The sequence below is a fragment of the Cellulosimicrobium sp. NPDC057862 genome (assembly GCF_042797035.1).
In the GTDB taxonomy this organism is placed as follows: domain Bacteria; phylum Actinomycetota; class Actinomycetes; order Actinomycetales; family Cellulomonadaceae; genus Cellulosimicrobium.
In genome coordinates, this window is sequence record NZ_JBHVMH010000004.1 from 74,033 (window position 1) to 92,432 (window position 18,400).

The window sequence follows — 18,400 nt, forward strand, 5'->3', positions numbered from 1 at the left end:
GGCGATGCGTCGTCCGACGCCGCGCACGTACGCGTCTCGACGTAGTCGACCCTGACGTGGACCCGCCCCGCGACGGACGCGCGTCGGGGTGGGTCTTCCTAGACTCGGTGAGCGTGACGTCCCCCGACCTCCCCCACGACCGGCCCTCCGGATCGCCGCCCGCGACCCGGCCGTCGCGCCCGTCGCCACCGCCGTGGCTCATCGACGCCCTGCTGGGGTTCGCCGTGTTCGACGTCGTCGCGTTCGCCATCGCGGCCGACGTCGGGGGCACGCGGGCCGACCCGTGGGTCGCGTACCCGATCGCTCTCGTGCTCGGGCTGCTCGTGCTCGGCCGGCGCCGCTTCCCGGTCGGGGTGCTCGTCGCGACCGCGCTCGTGATCTGCGCCTACTACACGCTCGACCTGCCCGCGATCGGCCTCGCCCTGCCCGTCTCGGTCGCCCTGTACTCGGCGGCCGTCGCGGGCCGGCTCGGGTGGGCCGTCGGGGTCGCGGGGGCGCTCGTCGTCGCCTCGACGTACTTCCGGCTCGCCGAGGGCGACGACGTCCGGTACGTCGTCGGCTACGAGCTGGCGACGACCGTGGCGCTCATGGCCGCGGCGATCGCCCTCGGGCACGGGTCGTTCGCCCGTCGGCAGCGCGACGAGCAGCGGCGGCACGCCGACGCGCTGCGCGAGCAGACGCACGAGCTCGAGGCCGCCGACCGGCTCGCGCACGACCGCGAGGCCGTCGCCCGCGACCTGCACGACGTCGTCGGGCACCACCTCGCGGTCGTCTCGTTGCACGCCAACGTCGCGCGCGAGGCCCTGGACGACGTGGACGCCGCCAGCACAGCGGGCTCCGACGCGCTCGCGACCGCGCGGGCCGAGCTCGAGCTCGTCCGGACGGCCACGACGACGGCCCTGGCGGACCTGCGCGCCACGGTGCGCGCGCTGCGCGGGACGGCCGCGCCCGCGGGAATCGCGGACCAGGCGCGCGTCGACCGGCTCGACGACCTCGCGCGCACGGCCCGGGCGGCCGGGCTCGACGTCACCCTGGACGTCGACCTGCCGTCGGGGACGGCCGACGGGACGGCCGCGGGCGCGGCGGCGTACCGGGTCGTCCAGGAGGGCCTGACCAACGTGCTGCGGCACGCCGGGGCCCGCGCCGCCGTCGTCCGCGTGGCGCTGGAGCGCTCGCCCGGTGCACCGGGCGACGTGCTCGCGGTCGAGGTGCGCGACGACGGCCGCGGGGCACGGGGCACGGGCGACGCCACTGACCGTGGCGGGCTCGGGCTGCGCGGCCTGCGCGAGCGCGTCGCGGTCCTGGGCGGCACGGTCGAGACCGCCGCGCCCGACGGTGGCGGGTTCCGGCTGCGGGCGCTCGTGCCGCTCACGCCCGGCGCCACGGTGCGCGGGACGGCTTCGGCGCGGGGCCCGCAGTCCTCGGGCGGGGATGCCGCGTGATCCGCGTCGTGCTGGTCGACGACCAGCCCCTCGTGCGGACCGGCATCCGCGCGCTGCTCGAGCGCGCGGACGACGTCGAGGTCGTCGGCGAGGCCGCCGACGGCCGGGAGGGCGTGGCGCTCGTGCGCCGCGTGCGCCCCGACGTCGTCCTCATGGATCTCCAGATGCCCGTGCTCGACGGGATCGCGGCCACGCGACAGATCGCCCACGACCCGGGCGCCGGCTCCGGGCTACCGGACGGCGCGACGGGCGCGGACGACGCCGCGCACGGGCCGCGGGTCGTCGTCCTCACGACGTTCGACGACGACGCGAACCTCTTCGCGGCGCTGCGGGCCGGGGCGTCGGGCTTCCTGCTCAAGGACGCGAGCCCGGACGAGCTGCGCGCCGCGGTGCGCACGGCCGCCGCGGGCGACGCGCTGCTCTCCCCCGCGGTGACGGCACGCGTCGTCGCGCAGGCGGTGGACGCCGGGCGCCGCGACGACGCGCTCGTCGCCGCGGTCGCCGACCGGCTGACGGACCGCGAGCGCGAGGTGCTCGTGCACGTCGGGCGCGGACTGACCAACGACGAGATCGGGTCGACGCTGTTCATGAGCCCGGCGACGGCCCGCACGCACGTGGGCCGCATCCTCGCCAAGCTGGGCGTGCGGGACCGGGCCGGCCTCGTCGTCGTCGCCTACGAGACCGGCCTGGTCCGCCCGGGCAAACCGCCCAGGTAGAGGCGAGGTCCGCGAGGTAGAGGCGTGATCACCACCACACCGCTACCTCGCGCTACCACGGCTCTACCTCGCGACGGGAGGGGCCCACACCTCAGGCGTCGAGGCCGCGGCGGGCAAGGAGCGGCGCGATGTCGGCGTCGCGGCCGCGCAGCTCGCGGAACGAGAGGAGCGGGTCCTGCGAGCCGCCGCGCGCGAGCAGGACGCGGCGGAAGCGCTCGCCGTTCTCGCGCGACAGGCCGCCGTTCTCGCGGTACCACTCGACGGTGTCGGCGTCGAGCACCTCGGACCAGATGTAGGAGTAGTACCCGGCCGCGTACCCGCCGCCGAACACGTGGTTGTAGTACGTGGTGCGGTAGCGCGGCGGGACCGGCGCGAACGCGACGCCCGCCACGTCGAGCGCAGCGGCCTCGAAGGGCACGACGTCCGCCTCGGAGGACGGGACGCCCTCGGGACCGACCTGGTGCCAGGCCTGGTCGAGCAGCGCCGCGGCGAGGTACTCGGTCGTCCCGAAGCCCTCGTTGAACTGGCGCGAGGCGAGCATGGTGTCGACCCACTCGGCCGGCATCGGCTCGCCCGTCACGTGGTGCACCGCGTACGAGCGCAGGATCGACGGCTCCCACGCCCACATCTCGTTGACCTGCGACGGGTACTCGACGAAGTCGCGCGGGACCTCCGTGCCCGACTGCGACGGGTAGCGCACGTCGGAGAACAGGCCGTGCAGCGCGTGCCCGAACTCGTGGAACAGCGTGATGACCTCGTCCCACACGAGCAGCGTGGGCTGGCCGGCCGGCGGCTTGACGATGTTGAGGTTGTTCACGACGACCGGCTTCTGCCCGAGCAGGTGGTTCTGGTCGACGAGGTTGTTCATCCACGCCCCGCCGCGCTTGGCCTCGCGCGTGTACCAGTCGGCGAGGAAGAGGCCGAGACCCTGGCCCGGCTCGCCCGGCGTCTCGGCGTCGAAGACCTCGAACACCCGCACGTCCGGGTGGTAGCCGACGAGGTCGTGGCGCTCGGCGAACGAGACGCCGAAGAGCCGGCCCGCGGCCGCGAAGACGCCGTCGTGCACGACGCGCTCGAGCTCGAGGTACGGGCGCAGGAGCGCGTCGTCGAGCGCGTAGCGGTCCTTGCGCACGCGCTCGGCGTAGAACGACCAGTCGGACGCGCGCAGCGTGGCGCCCGGCTCGTCGGCCCGGAGTGCGACCTCGAGGTCGGCGGCCTCGCGCCGCGCGTTCGCGACGGCCGCCGGGGCGAGGCGCGCGAGCATCGCGTCGACGGCCTCGGTGGTCTTCGCGGTCGCGTCCTCCGCGACGTACGCGGCGTGGTGCTCGTACCCGAGCAGGCGCGCGCGCTCGGCGCGCAGGCGCACGGTCTCCAGGACGATCTCGCGCGTGTCGTGGTCGTCGCCGGTCGCGCCACGCGACTCCGACGCCTGCTGCACGCGCTCGCGCACGTCGCGGCGCGCGAGCGAGGCGAGGACGCCCTGCTGGGTGGGGAGCTGCATCTCCAGGAGCCACGCTCCCTCGTGGCCGCGCGACGCCGCGGCGGCAGCCGCCCCCGCGACGGCGTCCTCGGCGAGACCGTCGAGCTCGGTGCGGTCGGTGACGAGCACGCTCGCCGCGTTCGCGCCGGCGAGGAGCTTGCGGCCGAACGCGGCCTCGAGCGTGGTGAGACGACCGTTGAGCTCGCGCAGGCGCTCCTGCTGCTCCGCGTCGAGCTCGACGCCGGAGCGGCGGAAGCGGACCAGGAGCGTGTGCAGCAGCCACGCGGCGTCGGGCTCGAGGGTCTGCTCCCCGGCGTCGACGGCGTCCTCGAGCGCGCGGGCGCGCGCGTAGAGGCGTGCGTCCATGTAGATCGCGTCGTGGTGCGCCGCGAGCTCGGGCGCGAACTCCTCCTCGATCTGCTCCAGGCCGGGCGTCGCGTCGGCCGAGAGCTGGTTGTAGAACGCGTTGAGCACGCGCGCGAGGTCACGACCCGACCGCTCGAGCGCCGCGAGCACGGTCGCCTCGGTCGGGACCGCGTCGTCGGTCGCGACCGCCTCGATCGCGGCGCGCTGGGCCGCCGTCGCGGCGCGCAGCGCGGGGAGGTAGTGCTCCTCGCGGATCGCGTCGTAGTCGGGCAGCTCGTACGGCAGCGCGGAGGGCGCGGCGAACGGGTTGGCGGGATCGAGGTCGGTCAGGGCGGAGGTGACTGCGGGCGCGGAGGTGGGCGCGGGCGCGTCGGTGCGCGTCGTGGGCTCGGAGGTCATGGTGCCCATCTTGACCCCGCGGGCGGGCGCGACGGAAACGCATTGGCGAGCGTCCGACGACGCGGCGCACGCGCCCGGGCAACGCGCCCCGTCAGGCGGTGCGGCCCGACGGCGGGGCGTCCGCCGGCCACGGCTCGTTCGGCGCACGCGGGTCCTCCGGGAGGAGGGTGCCGAGCCACGCGTCGCGACGCTCGCCCCGCTGGACGAGCTGCCGACGGACCGTCCCCTCCACGCGGAAGCCGAGGCGCCACGCCAGCCGGCGCGACGGCCAGTTGTCGACGTAGGCCTGCCAGACGAGTCGGGAGAGGCCGGCGCCCTCGGCGTCGAACGCCCAGTCGACGACGAGCCCCGCGGCCGCGGTCGCGAACCCCTGCCCCCGCGCCGCGCCGGCGAGCCAGTACCCGATCTCCCCCGACCGCGCGCCGGGCGAGCCGTCGTCGAGCCCGATGCCCACCATCCCCAGCAGAGGGCCGTGCCCGGCGACGAACGGCGGACCGCTCGACGCCCGGACCGTCCAGGTGAGCGACGAGCCGCGCTCCCATCCCGGCACGACCTCGTCGACGACGAACCTCACGGCGTCCTCGCGCGTGTACGGGTCGGGGACGACGGTCCACTCGGCCATCCCCGGCTCGCGGCACGCCGCGGTGATCTCGTCCACGTCGTCGGGGGTCGGGGCGGACAGGTGGACGCGGCCGTCGTCGAGGGTGAAGGGGCGCACCGCCCGAGCCTGGCACGTCCCGCCGCGCGACGTCACCCGGAATGCCGACGCCCGTCGCCCGCGACGACGCCGCCCCCGGCCGACCCCGCGCGGGCACGGGCGGCGTCAGGTGCGCAGGGCGTCCTCCGCAGGCGTCCAGGGCAGGCCGTGCGCGGCGGCGACCGCCTCGTTGAGGAGTGCGCCGCGACGGGTGGACGCCCCCGACCGCAGGAGGGGGACCTCGCGCACGGCGTCGACGCCGCCGTCCGCGAGCGCCGCGAGGTAGGGCAGCGTCGCGCTCGTGAGCGCGAGCGTGCTCGTCACGGGGACCGCGCCGGGCATGTTGGCGACGCAGTAGAACGTCGTGCCGTGCACCGCGAACGTCGGGTCGTCGTGCGTGGTGGGTCGCGACCCCTCGAAGCAGCCGCCCTGGTCGACGGCGACGTCGACGAGCACGGCGCCGGGGCGCATGCGCGCGACGAGGTCGTCGGCGACGAGGCGCGGGGCGCGCGCCCCGGCGACGAGCACGGCCCCGACGACGAGGTCGGCCTCGAGCACCTCGCGCTCGATCGCGTACGCGCTCGACACGACGGTGCGCACGTGGCCGGAGAACTCCTGGTCGACGGCGCGCAGCACGGGCAGCGACAGGTCGATCACGGTCACCTCGGCGCGCATGCCCACCGCGACCTCGGCGGCGTTGCGCCCCGCGGTCCCGCCCCCGAGCACGACGACCCGTCCGGGCCGCGTGCCGGGCACGCCGCCGAGCAGGACGCCGCGACCGCCCGCGGGCCGCTGGAGGAGCCAGGCGCCGACCTGGGTCGCCATGCGCCCGGCGACCTCGCTCATCGGCGCCAGCAGCGGCAGCGACCCGTCCGGGGCCTGGGCCGTCTCGTACGCGACCGACGTCGTGCCCGCGTCGAGCAGTGCGCGCGTGCAGTCGTCGTCGGCCGCGAGGTGGAGGTAGGCGAAGAGCAGCAGGTCGTCGCGCAGGAGCGCGTACTCGCTCGCGACCGGCTCCTTGACCTTGCAGACGAGCTCGGCCTCGCCCCACAGCTCGTCCGCGGTCGCCACGACCCGCGCGCCCGCGCCCTCGAACTCCGCGTCGGACAGGTGGGAGCCGGCACCGGCCCCGGACTGGACGAGCACGTCGTGCCCGGCCCGCACGAGGTGGTGGGCGCCGGCGGGGGTGAGCGCGACGCGGTCCTCGTGGTTCTTGACCTCGGTGGGTATGCCGATCCTCATGGTCCAGTGTGGTCGCACCACCCCGCTCCGCGCAGGGTGGCAGGATCTTGTCGGAGAGCGTCTTTTCTGCCGCTCGCCCGCAGAGCGCCTCGCTGCCAGGGTGGGGCCCGTGGACCCGACGACACCCCTCGCGACGCCGCGCGCCGCCCCCGACCGCGCCGCGACGGCGACCACCGCTCCCCCGCGCGGGCACGCGCCGTCGGGCACGCTCGGGCTCGCCCGCGGCAGCGCCCTCTACGTGGCGAGCGTGCTCGGCACGGGCGTGCTCGCGCTGCCCGGTCTGGCCACGCGCGTCGCGGGTCCGGCGTCCGTCCTCGCGGTCGCCCTCGTGCTCGTCGCGAGCGTGCCGCTCGCGGGCACCTTCGCGGCGCTGGCCGCACGGCACCCCGACCGGGGCGGCGTCGCGAGCGCGGTCCGCACGGCCCTCGGCCCGACGGCGGCCCGCGCCACGGGCTACTGGTTCTATCTGGGCGTGTGCATCGGCGTGCCCGTCGTGGCGGTGCTCGGGGCGGAGTACGTCGTCGCGGTGGTCGGCGCGGACCGCGGCGTCGTCCCGGTGGTGGCCGTCTCGCTCGTCGTCGTGCCGGCCGTCGCCGTGTGGCTCGGCATCCGCGTGGCGGGCGCGGTCCAGCTCGGACTCACGTCCCTGCTGCTCGCCGCCGTCGTCGTCGTGGTCGCGGTGGCAGCGCCCGCCGCGAGCGCCGAGCGGTTCACGCCGTTCCTCAGCGAGGGCTGGTCCGGCGTCGGCTCCGCGGTGAGCCTCTTCGTCTGGGCGTTCGCGGGCTGGGAGGTCGGCACGCACGTCTCGGCCGACTTCCGCGACCCGCGCCGCACGATCCCCGCCGCGACGGGCGTCGCGCTCGTCGTCGTCGGCGTCGCCTACCTCGCGCTCCAGGTGACGACCGTCGGGGTCCTCGGGACCGGGGCCGGCTCCGGCACGGTGGCGCTGCTCGACCTCGCCCGCACGGGCGCGCCCGCCGCCGGGCCCGTGGTCGTCGGCGTCGTGGCGGCGATCGTCACGTCGGGCGTGCTCACCGCCTACCTCGCGGCCTTCGCGAACCTCGGCCAGGCGCTCGCGCGCGACGGCGACCTGCCGCGCCCGCTCGCCGCGCTGTCCGGCCGCGCCGGGGTACCCCGCCGCGCGCTCGCGGTCACGCTCGTGCTGAGCGCGGCGTACCTCGCCGTGCTCGTCGCCACCGGCCTCGACCTCGAGCCGTTCGTCCGCGTGCACACGAGCTGCATGGTGGCGGTGTACGCGCTGGGGATGCTCGCCGCCCTGCGCCTGCTCCCCCGCCGCACCGCCGGCTGGTGGCTCGCCGCCGTCGCGACCGTCCTCACCGGCGTCCTGCTCGTCCTCGCCGGCGCGTCGCTCGTGGCCCCGGCGCTGCTCGCCCTGGCCGCGGTCGGCGTCGGGGTCGTGCGCCACCGTCGCACGGCACGCTGAGCGCGCCCCGCCGGCGCGCCGAGGTTCGCCCGCCGAGGGCGTTCCCCGTTCCGGCACCGTCCGCTACGGTCGACGGCATGCCCACGTGGACCGACCCGGGCCCGGTGGAGTTCGACGCCGTCGTGATCGCCGCCGGGACGCGCTCGGGAGCGTTCGTGGCGCTCCCGTACGACGCCGTCGACCTGTTCGGCACGCGCGGCCGGGTCCCCGTGGTCGCCGAGGTCGACGACGTGCGGTACCGCGCCTCGCTCGTCGCCTACGGCGGCCCGCACCTGCTCGCCGTCCTCCGGTCGGTGCGCGCCACCACCGGCAAGGGCGTCGGGGACACCGTGCACGTCTCCGTCCGGCTCGCCGCGGAGGTGTCGGCCGTCCCCCGGTGAGGACCGCCCCGCCCGGATCCCGCCGGGTCGTCCGGGACTCAGGCCCCCGCGTCGTCGGCCGCGCGGCCCGCCGACCCGGGCAGGGCGTCCCCGAGCGCGATCTCCTTCGCCGTCGGCAGGTCCTCCTCCATGGGCGGGTCCTTGTGCCGCAGGTGCGAGAACACCGACCACGCGACGGCGACCAGCGGCACGGACACGACCGCCCCGAGGATCCCCGCGAGCAGCGTCCCCGCCGTCACCGCGATCGCCACGACGACCGGGTGCAGCGACACCTGCTTGCCCATGACGAGCGGCTGGAGGACGTGGCCCTCGAACTGCCCGATGAGGGCGATGCCGATCGTCACCACGAGCGCGATCCACAGGCCCTTCGCGGCGAGCGCGACGATCGCCGCGATGATCATCGCGAGCGGCGCGCCGATGATCGGGATGAACGCGCCGATGAACACCAGCACCGCGAGCGGCGCGGCGAGCGGCACGCCGAGGATCCCGAGGAAGATGCCCGCGAGGATGCCGTCGGTCAGGGCGATGATCACCGTCCCGCGCGCGTAGCCCGAGAACGTGTACCAGCCCGCGCCGCCCGCGATCTTCCAGCTGTCGCGCGAGCGCGACGGGAGCTGGTTGAGGAACCACGTCCACATGTCCTTGCCCTTGGCGAGGAAGAACACGGTGCAGAAGATCGCGAGGGCGATCGCGGCGAACGCCTCGAAGACCGAGCCGGCGCTCGCGGCCGCCTGGCTCGCGATGTCGCCGCCGTGCTCGGTCAGCCACTGCCGACCGTTCTCGATCCAGCCGTTGACGTCGTCCGCGGTGATCGTCACCGGCAGCGGGCCGTTCTCGAGGAACTCGAAGATCTGGTCGATGCCGTTGCTGAACTGGTCCGCGAGGCTCTGCCACTGGCCCGCGACCGAGGTGATGACGTACGTCAGCAGCCCAGCGATGAACAGCAGCGCGGAGAGGATCGCCAGCCCTGTCGCCAGTCCTCGGGGCATGACCTTCGCGTAGAAGTCGGTGACGGGCCGCAGGACCGAGGTGATGACGAGGGCGAGGAAGACGGCGACGAAGACGAGCTGCACCTGCGCCGTCGCGAAGAAGATGAGGGCGACCGCCGCGACGATCATGAGCAGGCGCCACGACCAGCCCGCCGTCGTCCGCAACCACGCGGGCACCGACTCGTCGTACCCGACGACCGACGGGTTGCGCCGCGCCCCCGCCACCTTGCGTGCCGCGCTCGACGCTCCCGCGAGATGCTTCACCGACGCTGCCGAGCGGTCCGAGCCGGAGCCCGGTCGCGGGGTGGGCACCGCTGCCGCCGGTCTCTGCTCGTCCGTCACACGCGCCTCCGCCCGGTCGTGGCTCTCATCCGCCCAGTCTGCCCCAGGTCGCCCCCCCACGCCGGGTGCCGCGGTCGAGCCGTCGTCCCACGTCGCCCTGGTGCCGGCGGGCGGCCGCGATGTGAGGACCACGCCCGAACCGTGCTATGTTTTTCCCCGCACCGGAACGGCGGAAACGCCGGGAAGGTCCACTCGTCCGGGTGGCGGAATGGCAGACGCGCTAGCTTGAGGTGCTAGTGCCCTTTATCGGGCGTGGGGGTTCAAGTCCCCCTCCGGACACCGCACGGCACTCAGGGTGCCGCGGAGGCCAGGTCAGAAGATGTTCTTCTGACCTGGCCTTTTGCGTACGCGCACACGTTCCCGAGCGACGTCAGCCGTCCTCGGTGTCGGTCCAGGCCGCGATGTCCACCCCGTGGTTGTCGGGCGACGCGAGCGACCACCAGGCGGGCGCGTGCGAGTCGTCGGCGAGCCTGCCTCCGGCGGCGAGCGCCGCGTCCACGCGCGCCCGCGCCCGGTCGGCCGGAACGAACACGTCGAGGTGCGTCCGGCCGCGCCCCGGCGAGTCGCCGGAGATCGGGTTGAAGGCGAGCTGCGGACCGCAGCGCAGCGGGTCGACGGCGTCGGTGTCGCCGAGCGCGTCGTAGCCCAGCGCGGCCAGGAAGAACGGCCGCACGTCGGCACCGGAGTGCTGGGCGACGTAGAGGCCGACCGACTGCGCGCGCGTCGGGTCGGGGGCCAGCGACAGCTCGGCCGCCGCCCGGGAGACGGTCGCCGCGAAGTCCGCCGCGGCCGCGGGGATGCCCGCCGGGTCCCGGTTCGGGATCCGCACGACGACGGCCTCGGGGCGCACGTCGACGTCGGGCAGGATCCCGGTGCGTCCCGCCGCCTCGACGACCGGCGGGACCAGGGCCGCGGCGCGGGAGAGCGACGTCGCCCTGAAGACCGCCTGCGGGCCCGTCCCGGTGACGCGCCAGCCGGACACGCCCGGTGCCCGGTGGAACTCGGCCGCGGAGATCCGGCCCCGCCCGCTCGTCGTCTCACCCATGCGCTTCCCCTTCGAGGACGCCGGGCCCCGCCGGGTGCGGGACCCACGCGGTCCCAGCGTAGCGATGGGCCGTCCCGCCCGAGATGCGGCATCGGGCGTCCCGCTTTACGGTGGCATGTCCTTTCTAGTGCTTTTGAGGCGGTATGCAATGCTTGATGTCCATCACTTCACCTACGGAGCCGTGACTCCGCTCATCTCCTACGCGGCCGCGGTCTCCGGTTCGGCCTGCGGCCTGTCCGCGGTGTCCCGGTCCCGTGTCGACGCGCCGTGGCACGTGCGGTCGGCGTGGCTGTGGCTCGGCGCCGCCGCCATCGGCGGCACCGGCATCTGGGTGATGCACTTCGTGGCGATGCTCGGGTTCACCGTCACCGGCATGCCGATCCACTACGACGTCCCGCTGACGGTCGCGTCCGCCCTGGTCGCCGTGGTGGTCGTGTCGATCGGGCTGCACCTGGTGATGATGTTCGGCTACCGGCCCGTCCTGCTGGTCGCGGGAGGCGCCCTGGCCGGGCTCGGTGTCGCCGGGATGCACTACATGGGCATGGCGGCCATGCGCCTGCACGGCACCATGCACTACAGCGCGATCTCCGTGGTCCTGGCGGTGGTCGTCGCGATCGTCGCGGCGACCGCGGCGCTCTGGCTCTGCGTGCACGCGCGGGGCGGGCTGTCCATGACCGTGTCGGCGCTCGTCATGGGGGTCGCGGTCGCGGGGATGCACTACACCGGCATGTGGGGCGTCTCGGTGACCGGTCTGCCGGGCACACCGGACGACGGCGTACCGATGCTGGACCTGCTCGGCGCCCTGCTCGTCGGGGGTGGCGGATCCGTCGTGCTGCTGGTGTTCGTCGTGGTCGGCTCCCGGACCGAGAGCGAGAGGCTGCGCCACGCGGCGTTCCAGGACCGCCTGTCTCAGGAGACCGTCTCCGTCGGCAGGTAGGGGCACGAGGGCGGACCGGCCCTCACCGCCGGCGCGGGCGCGCCCGGTCCTCCGTCTCCAGCACCCGGCGGAGCCCGGTGAAGTCCCGCATGAGGATGCCGGCCAGGACGGGCGTCGGGAGCAGCGCGAGCAGCCGGAGCCCGGAGGCCACGTCGCCGTGGTAGTCGGCGCGGACGCGCGTACCGCCGCCGTCAGGCGTCGTGACGTACTCGACGCGGGAGTTCCAGGGTGCCGTGGAGTGCCACACCACGCGCCGGTCGGGCTCGACGACCTCGAGCACGTCGGTGAACCGGACCCGGAACGGACCGACGCGGTCGACGGCCGCCCAACGGCTCCCCACCCGGAGCGCCCCCTCGTCCAGCGGCCGACGGGAGGCGACGGCGGGCGCGAACTCCGGCCACCGGCCGGGGTCGGCGAAGTAGGGGAAGACGCGCGAGGGCGGGTGGTCGAGGTGGACGTCGAGCGTCACGCGTCGCCACACGGTCCGTCCCCCTCCCGGCACCCGGTGTCAGACCATCGCGGGAACGGGACGGTCCGGGTAGAGCTCCCGCATCGCGTTGTCGTACCGGCGCTTCAGGAGGAGGAGGTACAGCACCCGGACCGGGGCCGGCACGTTCGCCCGGAACCAGTCCTCCCGCTCGGCCTCGGGGACGCTCGCGACCAGCAGCCCGAGCTGCAGCGCCATGACGTCCTTGCCGAGCTCCTTGCGGTGCGCCATCAGCGTCGCGCGCGTGTGCTCCTCCATGAAGTCCCACTCCTGCTGCGACATCACCTCCCCCGCGACGGGGAGGATGTCGCCCTCCTCCTGCCCGAGGTGCGCGGACAACAGGTCCCGCAGCGCCTCGAGGTCGGTAGCGAAGGCGTCGCGGAGCCCGGGGTCGGCGGTGGCCACCCACGGTGCGAGCTGTGGTTCGATCCGCGCGAGGTGCACCGCGACCTCGGCGTGCTGCGCCCGCATCTGCCCGACGTGCAGCGCGCAGGCGGGCGCGCGGGCCTCCAGCCGGTCCCAGAGCACCAGGTCCTCGGTCTCGTGGTGCATGTGCAGCGCGAAGAAGTCGAGGTGGGCGTAGCGCCCGACGACGGCGGAGCGCGCGGTGTCCCCCGGCACGACCTCGCGCACCAGCGCGGGAAGCTCGCGGTAGAGCCAGCGGAAGATCCGGTGGACCAGGACCATGCCCGAGGTGTCGCACCCGGCGTGCTGGCCCGCGGGCAGCGGTCCGGGGGGAGGCAGCCTGCTGGTCATCTCGTCCTCCGCCCGATCGGTCGACCCCGGTGTCGTCGTGGCGCTCTCCGACGCTACGCCCGCCCGCCGCCGAGCGACAATCCCCGCTCCACGCATTCACCCGGGTAGCAAGAAGCCCCGCCGTGTGGAGCGACGGGGCTTCTCGATCCGCTGTCTCATCGGATCCCGCCGGCGCTCTCACGCCGGAAGCATGCCCTCAGCCTATAGCGTCGTCGCGTGACCACGAGCGCGCGCCCCGACGACGACCGGGTCGAGCTGCTCTGGTTGCCGGTCGGTGCCGGCGGTCGTGTCGTGCGCCGGACGAGCGCGTGGTGGGAGCGCGCGTGCGCGCTCGCCGAGAGGCGTCGCCCCCGCCCGTTGTTCCACGCCGCGCTCGACGCGCGCCTCGGCGGCGTCCCGTACACCGTCGAGATGACCCCCGCGTGGGGTGCTGCCCCGACCGACCGTGGCGTCGTCGCCACCGGACCGGTCGGCGCGCGACCGCTGGGCCGGTCGCGCTGGTTCCGGTACGAGGTGCGCTGCTGGCCCCACGGGGTGATCCCGGACCGTGCCCACGCCGTCGGGCCGCCCGTCGTCGTCGCCTCCGGAACCGCCGCGGTCGCCCGGCTCCTGGACGCGGTCCCGGCCGTCCCCGCCCTCACCTGGGGCCGCCGCCCGCCCGGCGCCCGCGCCATGTGGAACTCCAACTCGCTGGTCGCGTGGCTGCTGGCGCGCGCCGGTCTCCCGACCGATCACGAGCCGCCCGGGGGCGGTCGCGCCCCGGGCTGGACGGCCGGCGTCGACGTGGCGCACCGGTCGGCGGAGCGGCACGGCCCGGGCAGGACGTGACGCCCGGCACGCGGCCACCGCCGGTCCGTCCCCGGCACGACGGCCTCCTCCTCGAGGAGGAGGGCACGCCCGCGCCGATCTCGGCCGTCGGCGGGAGCCGCCGCCCCGGTAGCCGTCCGTAGCGTCGACGACGGCGGCGCCCGAGGTCCGGGCACGCCGGAGACGACGGGAGGACGGATGATCCAGGTGGAGGCGCTCACCAAGCGCTACGGGCCGACGACGGCGGTGGACGGGCTGACGTTCACGGCGCGGCCCGGCACCGTGACGGGCTTCCTCGGCCCGAACGGGGCCGGCAAGTCGACGACGATGCGCGTCGTGGTCGGCCTCGAGCGCCCGACGTCGGGCACGTCGACCGTCGACGGCCGCCGGTACGCCGACCTCCCGGCGCCGCTCCGCGCCGTCGGGGTCATGCTCGACGCGCGGTCCGTGCACCCGGGGCGCACGGCGTTCCGGCACCTGCGGGCCCTCGCCCGGACGCACGGGATCGGCCGCGCCCGCGTCGACGAGGTCATCGGCATGACCGGGCTCGAGAGCGTCGCCGGCCGGCGTGCCGGGACCTTCTCGCTGGGGATGGGCCAGCGGCTCGGCATCGCCGGGGCGCTGCTCGGCGACCCGGGGACGCTCATCCTCGACGAGCCGGTCAACGGCCTCGACCCCGAAGGCGTCCTGTGGGTGCGGGGGCTCGTGCGGGGCCTCGCGGCCGAGGGCCGGACCGTGCTCCTCTCCTCGCACCTCATGCACGAGCTCGCGCTCTGCGCCGACCGGGTCGTCGTCATCGGCCGGGGCCGTCTCCTCGCCGACGCACCCGTCCAGGAGCTCGCCGCGGACGCGGGCTCGCTCGAGGACGCGTACCTGCGGCTCACGGCGGGCGCCGTCGAGTACCAGGGTCGTGCCGCCGGGGAGACCGGCCGTGCCGCGGCGGGCGGCGCCCGATGACCGCCGCGACTCCCGCCCTGGCGCGCCACACCGCGGCACGGGCGGCGACGCCCGGACCGACGCTCACGCGCGTCGTCGCCTCCGAGTGGACCAAGCTCACGAGCCTCCGGTCCTCCTGGTGGGCCGCCGCGCTCACGGTCACGGTCTCGGCCGCGCTGACCTACCTCTCGGCCCAGGCCTCGTCCGTGGACCCGGGGTTCGACCCGATGGGATCGCTGACGTCGGGCCTCCTGCTCGCGCAGGTGCCCCCGCTCGTGCTCGGCGTCCTCGTCGGGACGGGCGAGCACAGCACGGGCGCGTTCCGCACGACGTTCACCGCCGTCCCGCGGCGCTGGCCCGTGCTCGCCGCGCAGACCCTCACGACCACCGCGTTCGCGCTGCTCACGGCGGTGCTCGCGGTCGGCGCCGCCGTGCTCTCCCTGCTCCCCTCGGCGCGTGCCCGTGGGATCGCCGTGGACCTCGGCAGCGCAGGGACGCCGCGGGTCCTCGTGGGGATGGTGCTGCTGCTCGTCGCCATGGCCCTGCTCGGCCTCGCGCTCGGTGCGCTGTTCCGGCGGCCGGTGCCCGCCCTGACGGTCGCGGTTCTCGTCGTGCTCGTGCTTCCCGTCGCGCTCGTGCTCGCGACCGACCTGGCCGGCGACCCTCTCGCCGCGTCGGCGTCCGCCGGCGTGCCGCCCGCGCAGGCGGCGGTGAACACGGCCCTCACGTTCCTTCCCGCCGGTGCGGGTGCCCTGCTCACGGAAGAGGGAGCGGTGGAGGGAGCACCCGACCTCGGCGCCTGGGGCGGCGGGCTCGTCCTGGCGGCGTGGGTCGCCGTGCCGCTCGCGCTGGCCGCCCTCCGCCTGCGCGCCAGGGACGTGGTGTGACGTGGCCGCGACGTCGCACGCGCACACCCGCGCCACGGACCGTCCGCAGGCCACCCTCCCCCGGGTGGTCGCGGCGGAGTGGGACAAGCTCACGAGCCTGCCCGCGACGGGCTGGCTCGCCCTCGCGACGGTCGCGGCGTCGGCCGCGAGCGCCTGGGCGCTCGGCCTGTTCGCTCGGCCCGACGACGGCGCGTCGGGCGCGCCCGTGGCCGTCGCCGGGTACGTGCTCGCCCAGCTCGGGTTCCTCGTCCTCGGCGCGACCACCGGCGCGGGCGAGTTCCGCACGGGCACGGCTCGCGTGACCTTCGTCGCGGTGCCGCGCCGGATCCCCGTGCTCGTGGCGCAGCTGGTCGTCACGACCGCGGTCGCCCTGCTCACGGCCGTGGTCGCGCTCGTGGCGTCGCTCGCGGCGACCGCCGGGCAGCGCGCGGCGCTCGGGCTCGTGCTCGACGTCGCGGACCCGGAGACGGTGCGCCTCCTCGCGGGCTTCGTGCTCTACCAGACCGGGGTCGCGCTCGTCGGGCTGGGGCTCGGAGCGCTCCTGCGCCGGCCCGACGCCGCGCTCGTCGCCGGCGTGGTCCTGGTCGTCGTGCTCGACCACCTCCTCGCCACGAACCCCGGTCGGGTCGCCGACACGGCGCGCGCCCTCCTCCCGGGCGGCGGGGCGCGGCTCCTCCAGGGCGACGAGCGGCTCGCCGCCCTCGACGCGACGACGCTGGGACCGCACGTCGGTCCGTGGGCGGCCGGGCTCGTGCTCGCCGCGTGGGCCGTCGTCCTGCTCGTCGCGGCGGGGATCCGCCTGCATCGCCGTGACGTCACCTGACGTGGACCGGCGCGGATGGAAGAGTGGGGCCATGCCCTCGACGTCCGTCGCCACGTCCGCGCGCGGGACGACCGACGGCGGCGCGCTCACCGAGACGGACGTCCAGCGGCGCGGGCCGCTCGGCCGGCTGGTCGAGGAGCACCCACGGGCCGCGGACGCCGCGCTCGTCGCCGGGGTCGTGGCGCTCGGGCTCGTCACCGCGGTGCTCGGGCTCGCGACGGTCGAGGGGTCCACCGGCCTCGGCCTGTTCCGTCCGGACGAGCCCGTCGCCCAGGTGGTCGTCACGGCCTGGCTCGCCGGGGCCGTCCTCGGGGCGGCGCTCCTCCTCGCCCGCCGCTCGCGACCGCTCGTCGTCACGGCCGCGCTCACGGCGCTGGCGGTCGCGTCGCTCGCGGCCGCGGGCGTGCTGGGGGTGCTCGGGGTGTGCCTCGCGTGCGCGGTGCACGCCGTCGCGGCCTCCCGCCCGCCGCGCACGGCGTGGCTGACGTGCGGCTCGGTGCTCGTCGTGGTGACGGTGGCGATGTGGTGGTGGCAGGACATCGGCCTCGCCGAGATCCTCCTCTGGAGCAACTCGGGCGTGACGCCCGGCAGCGACCCCGTGCGGGACCTCGCCGAGCCGCCCTTCTCCCCCGGCCGCCGGTCGGCGTCCGTCTCCCTCCTGCTCGCTCTCCTGCTCCTCGGCATGGCCACGGGCTCCGGCGCGCGCTCCCGGCGCCTCCACGCCGAGGACCTGGCGGAGCGCTACCGGGCCATGGCCCGGGACCGGGACCAGAGCGCCGCGCTCGCCCGTGCGGCCGAGCGCACCCGCATCGCCCGGGAGATGCACGACGTCGTCGCGCACAGCGTGTCGGTGATGGTCGCCCTGTCGGACGGCGCGGGCGCCGCACTCGACCGCGCGCCCGACCGCTCGCGCGAGGCGCTGCAGGAGCTCTCCCGGACGGGGCGCGAGGCGCTGAGCGACATGCAGCGCGTGCTCGGCGTGCTCGACCCCATCGACGAGGGCGCGCAGGCGCCGGAGGGACCGGCCGAGCCGACCGTGACCGACCTCGCGACCGTCGTCGCGCGCTTCCGCGCCGCGGGCGTCCCCGTCACGGCGACCGGCCTCGACGTCCCGCTCCCGGAGGACACCTCGCTGCGGCTTGCGGTGGTGCGGGTCGTGCAGGAGGCGCTGACCAACGTCCTGCGGCACGCGCCCGGGACGCCCGACGCGCAGGTCGAGGTGCGGCGCGGCGCGGACGCCGTCGAGGTCGAGGTCCGCGACGCCGGTGGCACCCGGCCGGGCGCGGGCGGCGGGACCGGCCGCGGCATCCTCGGCATGCGCGAGCGCGCGGCCCTGCTCGGCGGCAGCGTCGAGGCGGGGCCACGCGCCGACGGCGGGTGGGCCGTGCGCGTCGTGCTGCCGTGGGGCCTGCGGGAGGACACTCCGGTGGACCTGCCGGAGGACGAGGACGACGGAGGGGTCCCGTGACGACCGTGCTGCTCGTGGACGACCAGGCGCTCCTGCGCATGGGCTTCCGGCTCGTGATCGAGTCGGAGCCCGACCTCGAGGTGGTCGGCGAGGCGTCGGACGGGCGGGTCGCGCTGGACCAGGTCGCGGCGCTCGCTCCCGACGTCGTCGTGATGGACGTCCGGATGCCCGGCATGGACGGCATCGAGGCGACCCGGCGCGTCGTCGCGGAGCACCCCGGGACGCGCGTGCTCGTGCTGACCACGTTCGACGTCGACGAGTACGCGTTCGCGGCGCTGCGCTCCGGCGCGAGCGGCTTCCTGCTGAAGAACGCCCGCCCGCACGACCTCGTCGACGCGATCCGCACCGTCGCGGCGGGGAGCTCCGTGGTCGCGCCCCGGGTGCTGCGCCGCATGCTCGACCTCTTCGCCCCGCACCTGCCCGTCGGGGAGCAGTCGGCGGACGACGGCGTCGACCCGCGCCTGCGGTCGCTCACGCCCCGCGAGCTCGACGTGCTGCGGTGCGTGGCCGAGGGCCTGTCCAACGCCGAGATCGCCGAGCGCCTCGTGCTGTCCTCGACGACGGTCAAGACCCACGTGGGCAACCTCCTCGCCAAGCTCGGGGTGCGGGACCGGGTCCAGGCCGTGATCGTCGCCTACGAGAGCGGGCTGGTCGGGTCGCGCTCCTGAGGGGCACCGCTCACCGCCGGTGCGAAGCGTTCACCCCCGACGGGTGAGGCTCCGCCCGGGGCCCGCTGCGACCGTGGTGACGAGCGCCG

At 75.9% G+C, this 18,400-nt stretch carries 18 protein-coding genes and 1 tRNA gene; 12 read left to right on the top strand and 7 right to left on the bottom strand.

All coding sequences use genetic code 11. The features are described 5' to 3' along the window. The first annotated feature begins 113 nt into the window (after window positions 1–113). Window positions 114–1,442, top strand: coding sequence for a sensor histidine kinase (locus ACFVN3_RS07500; protein ID WP_378232143.1), 1,329 nt, complete (start codon window positions 114–116; stop codon window positions 1,440–1,442). After that, a complete protein-coding gene (locus ACFVN3_RS07505; protein ID WP_378232144.1) occupies window positions 1,439–2,158 on the top strand; it encodes a response regulator in 720 nt (239 codons plus the stop codon). Before ACFVN3_RS07500 ends, ACFVN3_RS07505 begins: the two co-directional genes overlap by 4 nt. 91 nt (window positions 2,159–2,249) lie before the next feature. On the opposite strand, the gene ACFVN3_RS07510 is transcribed toward ACFVN3_RS07505, so the two are convergent. The 3 genes from ACFVN3_RS07510 to ald form a co-directional block, all read right to left on the bottom strand. Next, on the bottom strand, window positions 2,250–4,403 hold the full coding sequence (locus tag ACFVN3_RS07510) for a M3 family metallopeptidase (protein ID WP_378232145.1): 2,154 nt from the start codon (window positions 4,401–4,403) through the stop codon (window positions 2,250–2,252). A 91-nt stretch (window positions 4,404–4,494) separates the two neighbouring features. Further along, window positions 4,495–5,121, bottom strand: coding sequence for a GNAT family N-acetyltransferase (locus ACFVN3_RS07515; RefSeq protein ID WP_378232147.1), 627 nt, complete (start codon window positions 5,119–5,121; stop codon window positions 4,495–4,497). Window positions 5,122–5,226: 105 nt separating this feature from the next. Further along, window positions 5,227–6,342, bottom strand: coding sequence for an alanine dehydrogenase (ald, locus tag ACFVN3_RS07520; protein ID WP_378232148.1), 1,116 nt, complete (start codon window positions 6,340–6,342; stop codon window positions 5,227–5,229). A 109-nt stretch (window positions 6,343–6,451) separates the two neighbouring features. On the opposite strand from ald, the gene ACFVN3_RS07525 reads away from it, so the two are divergent. Together ACFVN3_RS07525 and ACFVN3_RS07530 are read left to right on the top strand one after the other, a co-directional pair. Continuing rightward, a complete protein-coding gene (locus ACFVN3_RS07525; RefSeq protein ID WP_378232149.1) occupies window positions 6,452–7,786 on the top strand; it encodes an APC family permease in 1,335 nt (444 codons plus the stop codon). 77 nt (window positions 7,787–7,863) lie between these two features. Continuing rightward, complete coding sequence (locus ACFVN3_RS07530) at window positions 7,864–8,166, top strand: DUF1905 domain-containing protein (protein WP_082379867.1); 303 nt, start codon at window positions 7,864–7,866, stop codon at window positions 8,164–8,166. A 38-nt stretch (window positions 8,167–8,204) separates the two neighbouring features. Here the strand turns inward: ACFVN3_RS07530 and ACFVN3_RS07535 are convergent, their stop codons facing one another. Beyond that, window positions 8,205–9,419 (bottom strand): AI-2E family transporter, encoded by a 1,215-nt coding sequence (locus ACFVN3_RS07535; RefSeq protein WP_378232150.1) that lies wholly within the window; start codon window positions 9,417–9,419, stop codon window positions 8,205–8,207. A 272-nt stretch (window positions 9,420–9,691) separates the two neighbouring features. Between ACFVN3_RS07535 and ACFVN3_RS07540 the strand changes: the two genes are divergently transcribed. Further along, window positions 9,692–9,776, top strand: a tRNA-Leu gene (locus ACFVN3_RS07540). Window positions 9,777–9,867: 91 nt separating this feature from the next. On the opposite strand, the gene ACFVN3_RS07545 is transcribed toward ACFVN3_RS07540, so the two are convergent. Further along, window positions 9,868–10,542: a VOC family protein gene (locus tag ACFVN3_RS07545; RefSeq protein WP_378232151.1), complete on the bottom strand. Its 675-nt coding sequence runs from the start codon at window positions 10,540–10,542 to the stop codon at window positions 9,868–9,870. Window positions 10,543–10,690: 148 nt separating this feature from the next. Between ACFVN3_RS07545 and ACFVN3_RS07550 the strand changes: the two genes are divergently transcribed. Further along, window positions 10,691–11,479, top strand: a complete 789-nt coding sequence (locus tag ACFVN3_RS07550) for an MHYT domain-containing protein (RefSeq protein WP_378232152.1) — start codon at window positions 10,691–10,693, stop codon at window positions 11,477–11,479. Between the two features lie 22 nt (window positions 11,480–11,501). Here the strand turns inward: ACFVN3_RS07550 and ACFVN3_RS07555 are convergent, their stop codons facing one another. Beyond that, window positions 11,502–11,948 carry an SRPBCC family protein gene (locus ACFVN3_RS07555; protein WP_378232153.1) on the bottom strand — a complete coding sequence of 149 codons (447 nt, stop codon included), beginning with the start codon at window positions 11,946–11,948 and terminating at the stop codon, window positions 11,502–11,504. 39 nt (window positions 11,949–11,987) lie between these two features. Beyond that, window positions 11,988–12,722, bottom strand: a complete 735-nt coding sequence (locus ACFVN3_RS07560) for a hemerythrin domain-containing protein (protein ID WP_378232154.1) — start codon at window positions 12,720–12,722, stop codon at window positions 11,988–11,990. A gap of 216 nt (window positions 12,723–12,938) precedes the next feature. Between ACFVN3_RS07560 and ACFVN3_RS07565 the strand changes: the two genes are divergently transcribed. From ACFVN3_RS07565 to ACFVN3_RS07590, 6 genes are all read left to right on the top strand, one after another. Beyond that, window positions 12,939–13,550: a hypothetical protein gene (locus ACFVN3_RS07565; RefSeq protein ID WP_378232155.1), complete on the top strand. Its 612-nt coding sequence runs from the start codon at window positions 12,939–12,941 to the stop codon at window positions 13,548–13,550. A 177-nt stretch (window positions 13,551–13,727) separates the two neighbouring features. Further along, on the top strand, window positions 13,728–14,486 hold the full coding sequence (locus tag ACFVN3_RS07570) for an ABC transporter ATP-binding protein (RefSeq protein WP_378232156.1): 759 nt from the start codon (window positions 13,728–13,730) through the stop codon (window positions 14,484–14,486). Then, window positions 14,483–15,352: a hypothetical protein gene (locus ACFVN3_RS07575; RefSeq protein ID WP_378232157.1), complete on the top strand. Its 870-nt coding sequence runs from the start codon at window positions 14,483–14,485 to the stop codon at window positions 15,350–15,352. The genes ACFVN3_RS07570 and ACFVN3_RS07575 overlap by 4 nt, the downstream gene beginning before the upstream one ends. A 1-nt stretch (window position 15,353) precedes the next feature. Continuing rightward, window positions 15,354–16,175: a hypothetical protein gene (locus tag ACFVN3_RS07580; protein ID WP_378232158.1), complete on the top strand. Its 822-nt coding sequence runs from the start codon at window positions 15,354–15,356 to the stop codon at window positions 16,173–16,175. 31 nt (window positions 16,176–16,206) lie between these two features. Next, complete coding sequence (locus tag ACFVN3_RS07585) at window positions 16,207–17,643, top strand: sensor histidine kinase (RefSeq protein ID WP_378232159.1); 1,437 nt, start codon at window positions 16,207–16,209, stop codon at window positions 17,641–17,643. Next, a complete protein-coding gene (locus ACFVN3_RS07590) occupies window positions 17,640–18,311 on the top strand; it encodes a response regulator (protein WP_378232160.1) in 672 nt (223 codons plus the stop codon). Before ACFVN3_RS07585 ends, ACFVN3_RS07590 begins: the two co-directional genes overlap by 4 nt. Window positions 18,312–18,400 lie beyond the last annotated feature (89 nt).

Bases quoted from the DNA above. Each gene is read 5' to 3' on its own strand.
- ACFVN3_RS07510 (WP_378232145.1), bottom strand. From the start codon at position 4,403: ATGACCTCCGAGCCCACGACGCGCACCGACGCGCCCGCGCCCACCTCC.
- ald (WP_378232148.1), bottom strand. From the start codon at position 6,342: ATGAGGATCGGCATACCCACCGAGGTCAAGAACCACGAGGACCGCGTC.
- ACFVN3_RS07530 (WP_082379867.1), top strand. From the start codon at position 7,864: ATGCCCACGTGGACCGACCCGGGCCCGGTGGAGTTCGACGCCGTCGTG.
- ACFVN3_RS07545 (WP_378232151.1), bottom strand. From the start codon at position 10,542: ATGGGTGAGACGACGAGCGGGCGGGGCCGGATCTCCGCGGCCGAGTTC.
- ACFVN3_RS07550 (WP_378232152.1), top strand. From the start codon at position 10,691: ATGCTTGATGTCCATCACTTCACCTACGGAGCCGTGACTCCGCTCATC.
- ACFVN3_RS07560 (WP_378232154.1), bottom strand. From the start codon at position 12,722: ATGACCAGCAGGCTGCCTCCCCCCGGACCGCTGCCCGCGGGCCAGCAC.
- ACFVN3_RS07570 (WP_378232156.1), top strand. From the start codon at position 13,728: ATGATCCAGGTGGAGGCGCTCACCAAGCGCTACGGGCCGACGACGGCG.
- ACFVN3_RS07575 (WP_378232157.1), top strand. From the start codon at position 14,483: ATGACCGCCGCGACTCCCGCCCTGGCGCGCCACACCGCGGCACGGGCG.
- ACFVN3_RS07585 (WP_378232159.1), top strand. From the start codon at position 16,207: ATGCCCTCGACGTCCGTCGCCACGTCCGCGCGCGGGACGACCGACGGC.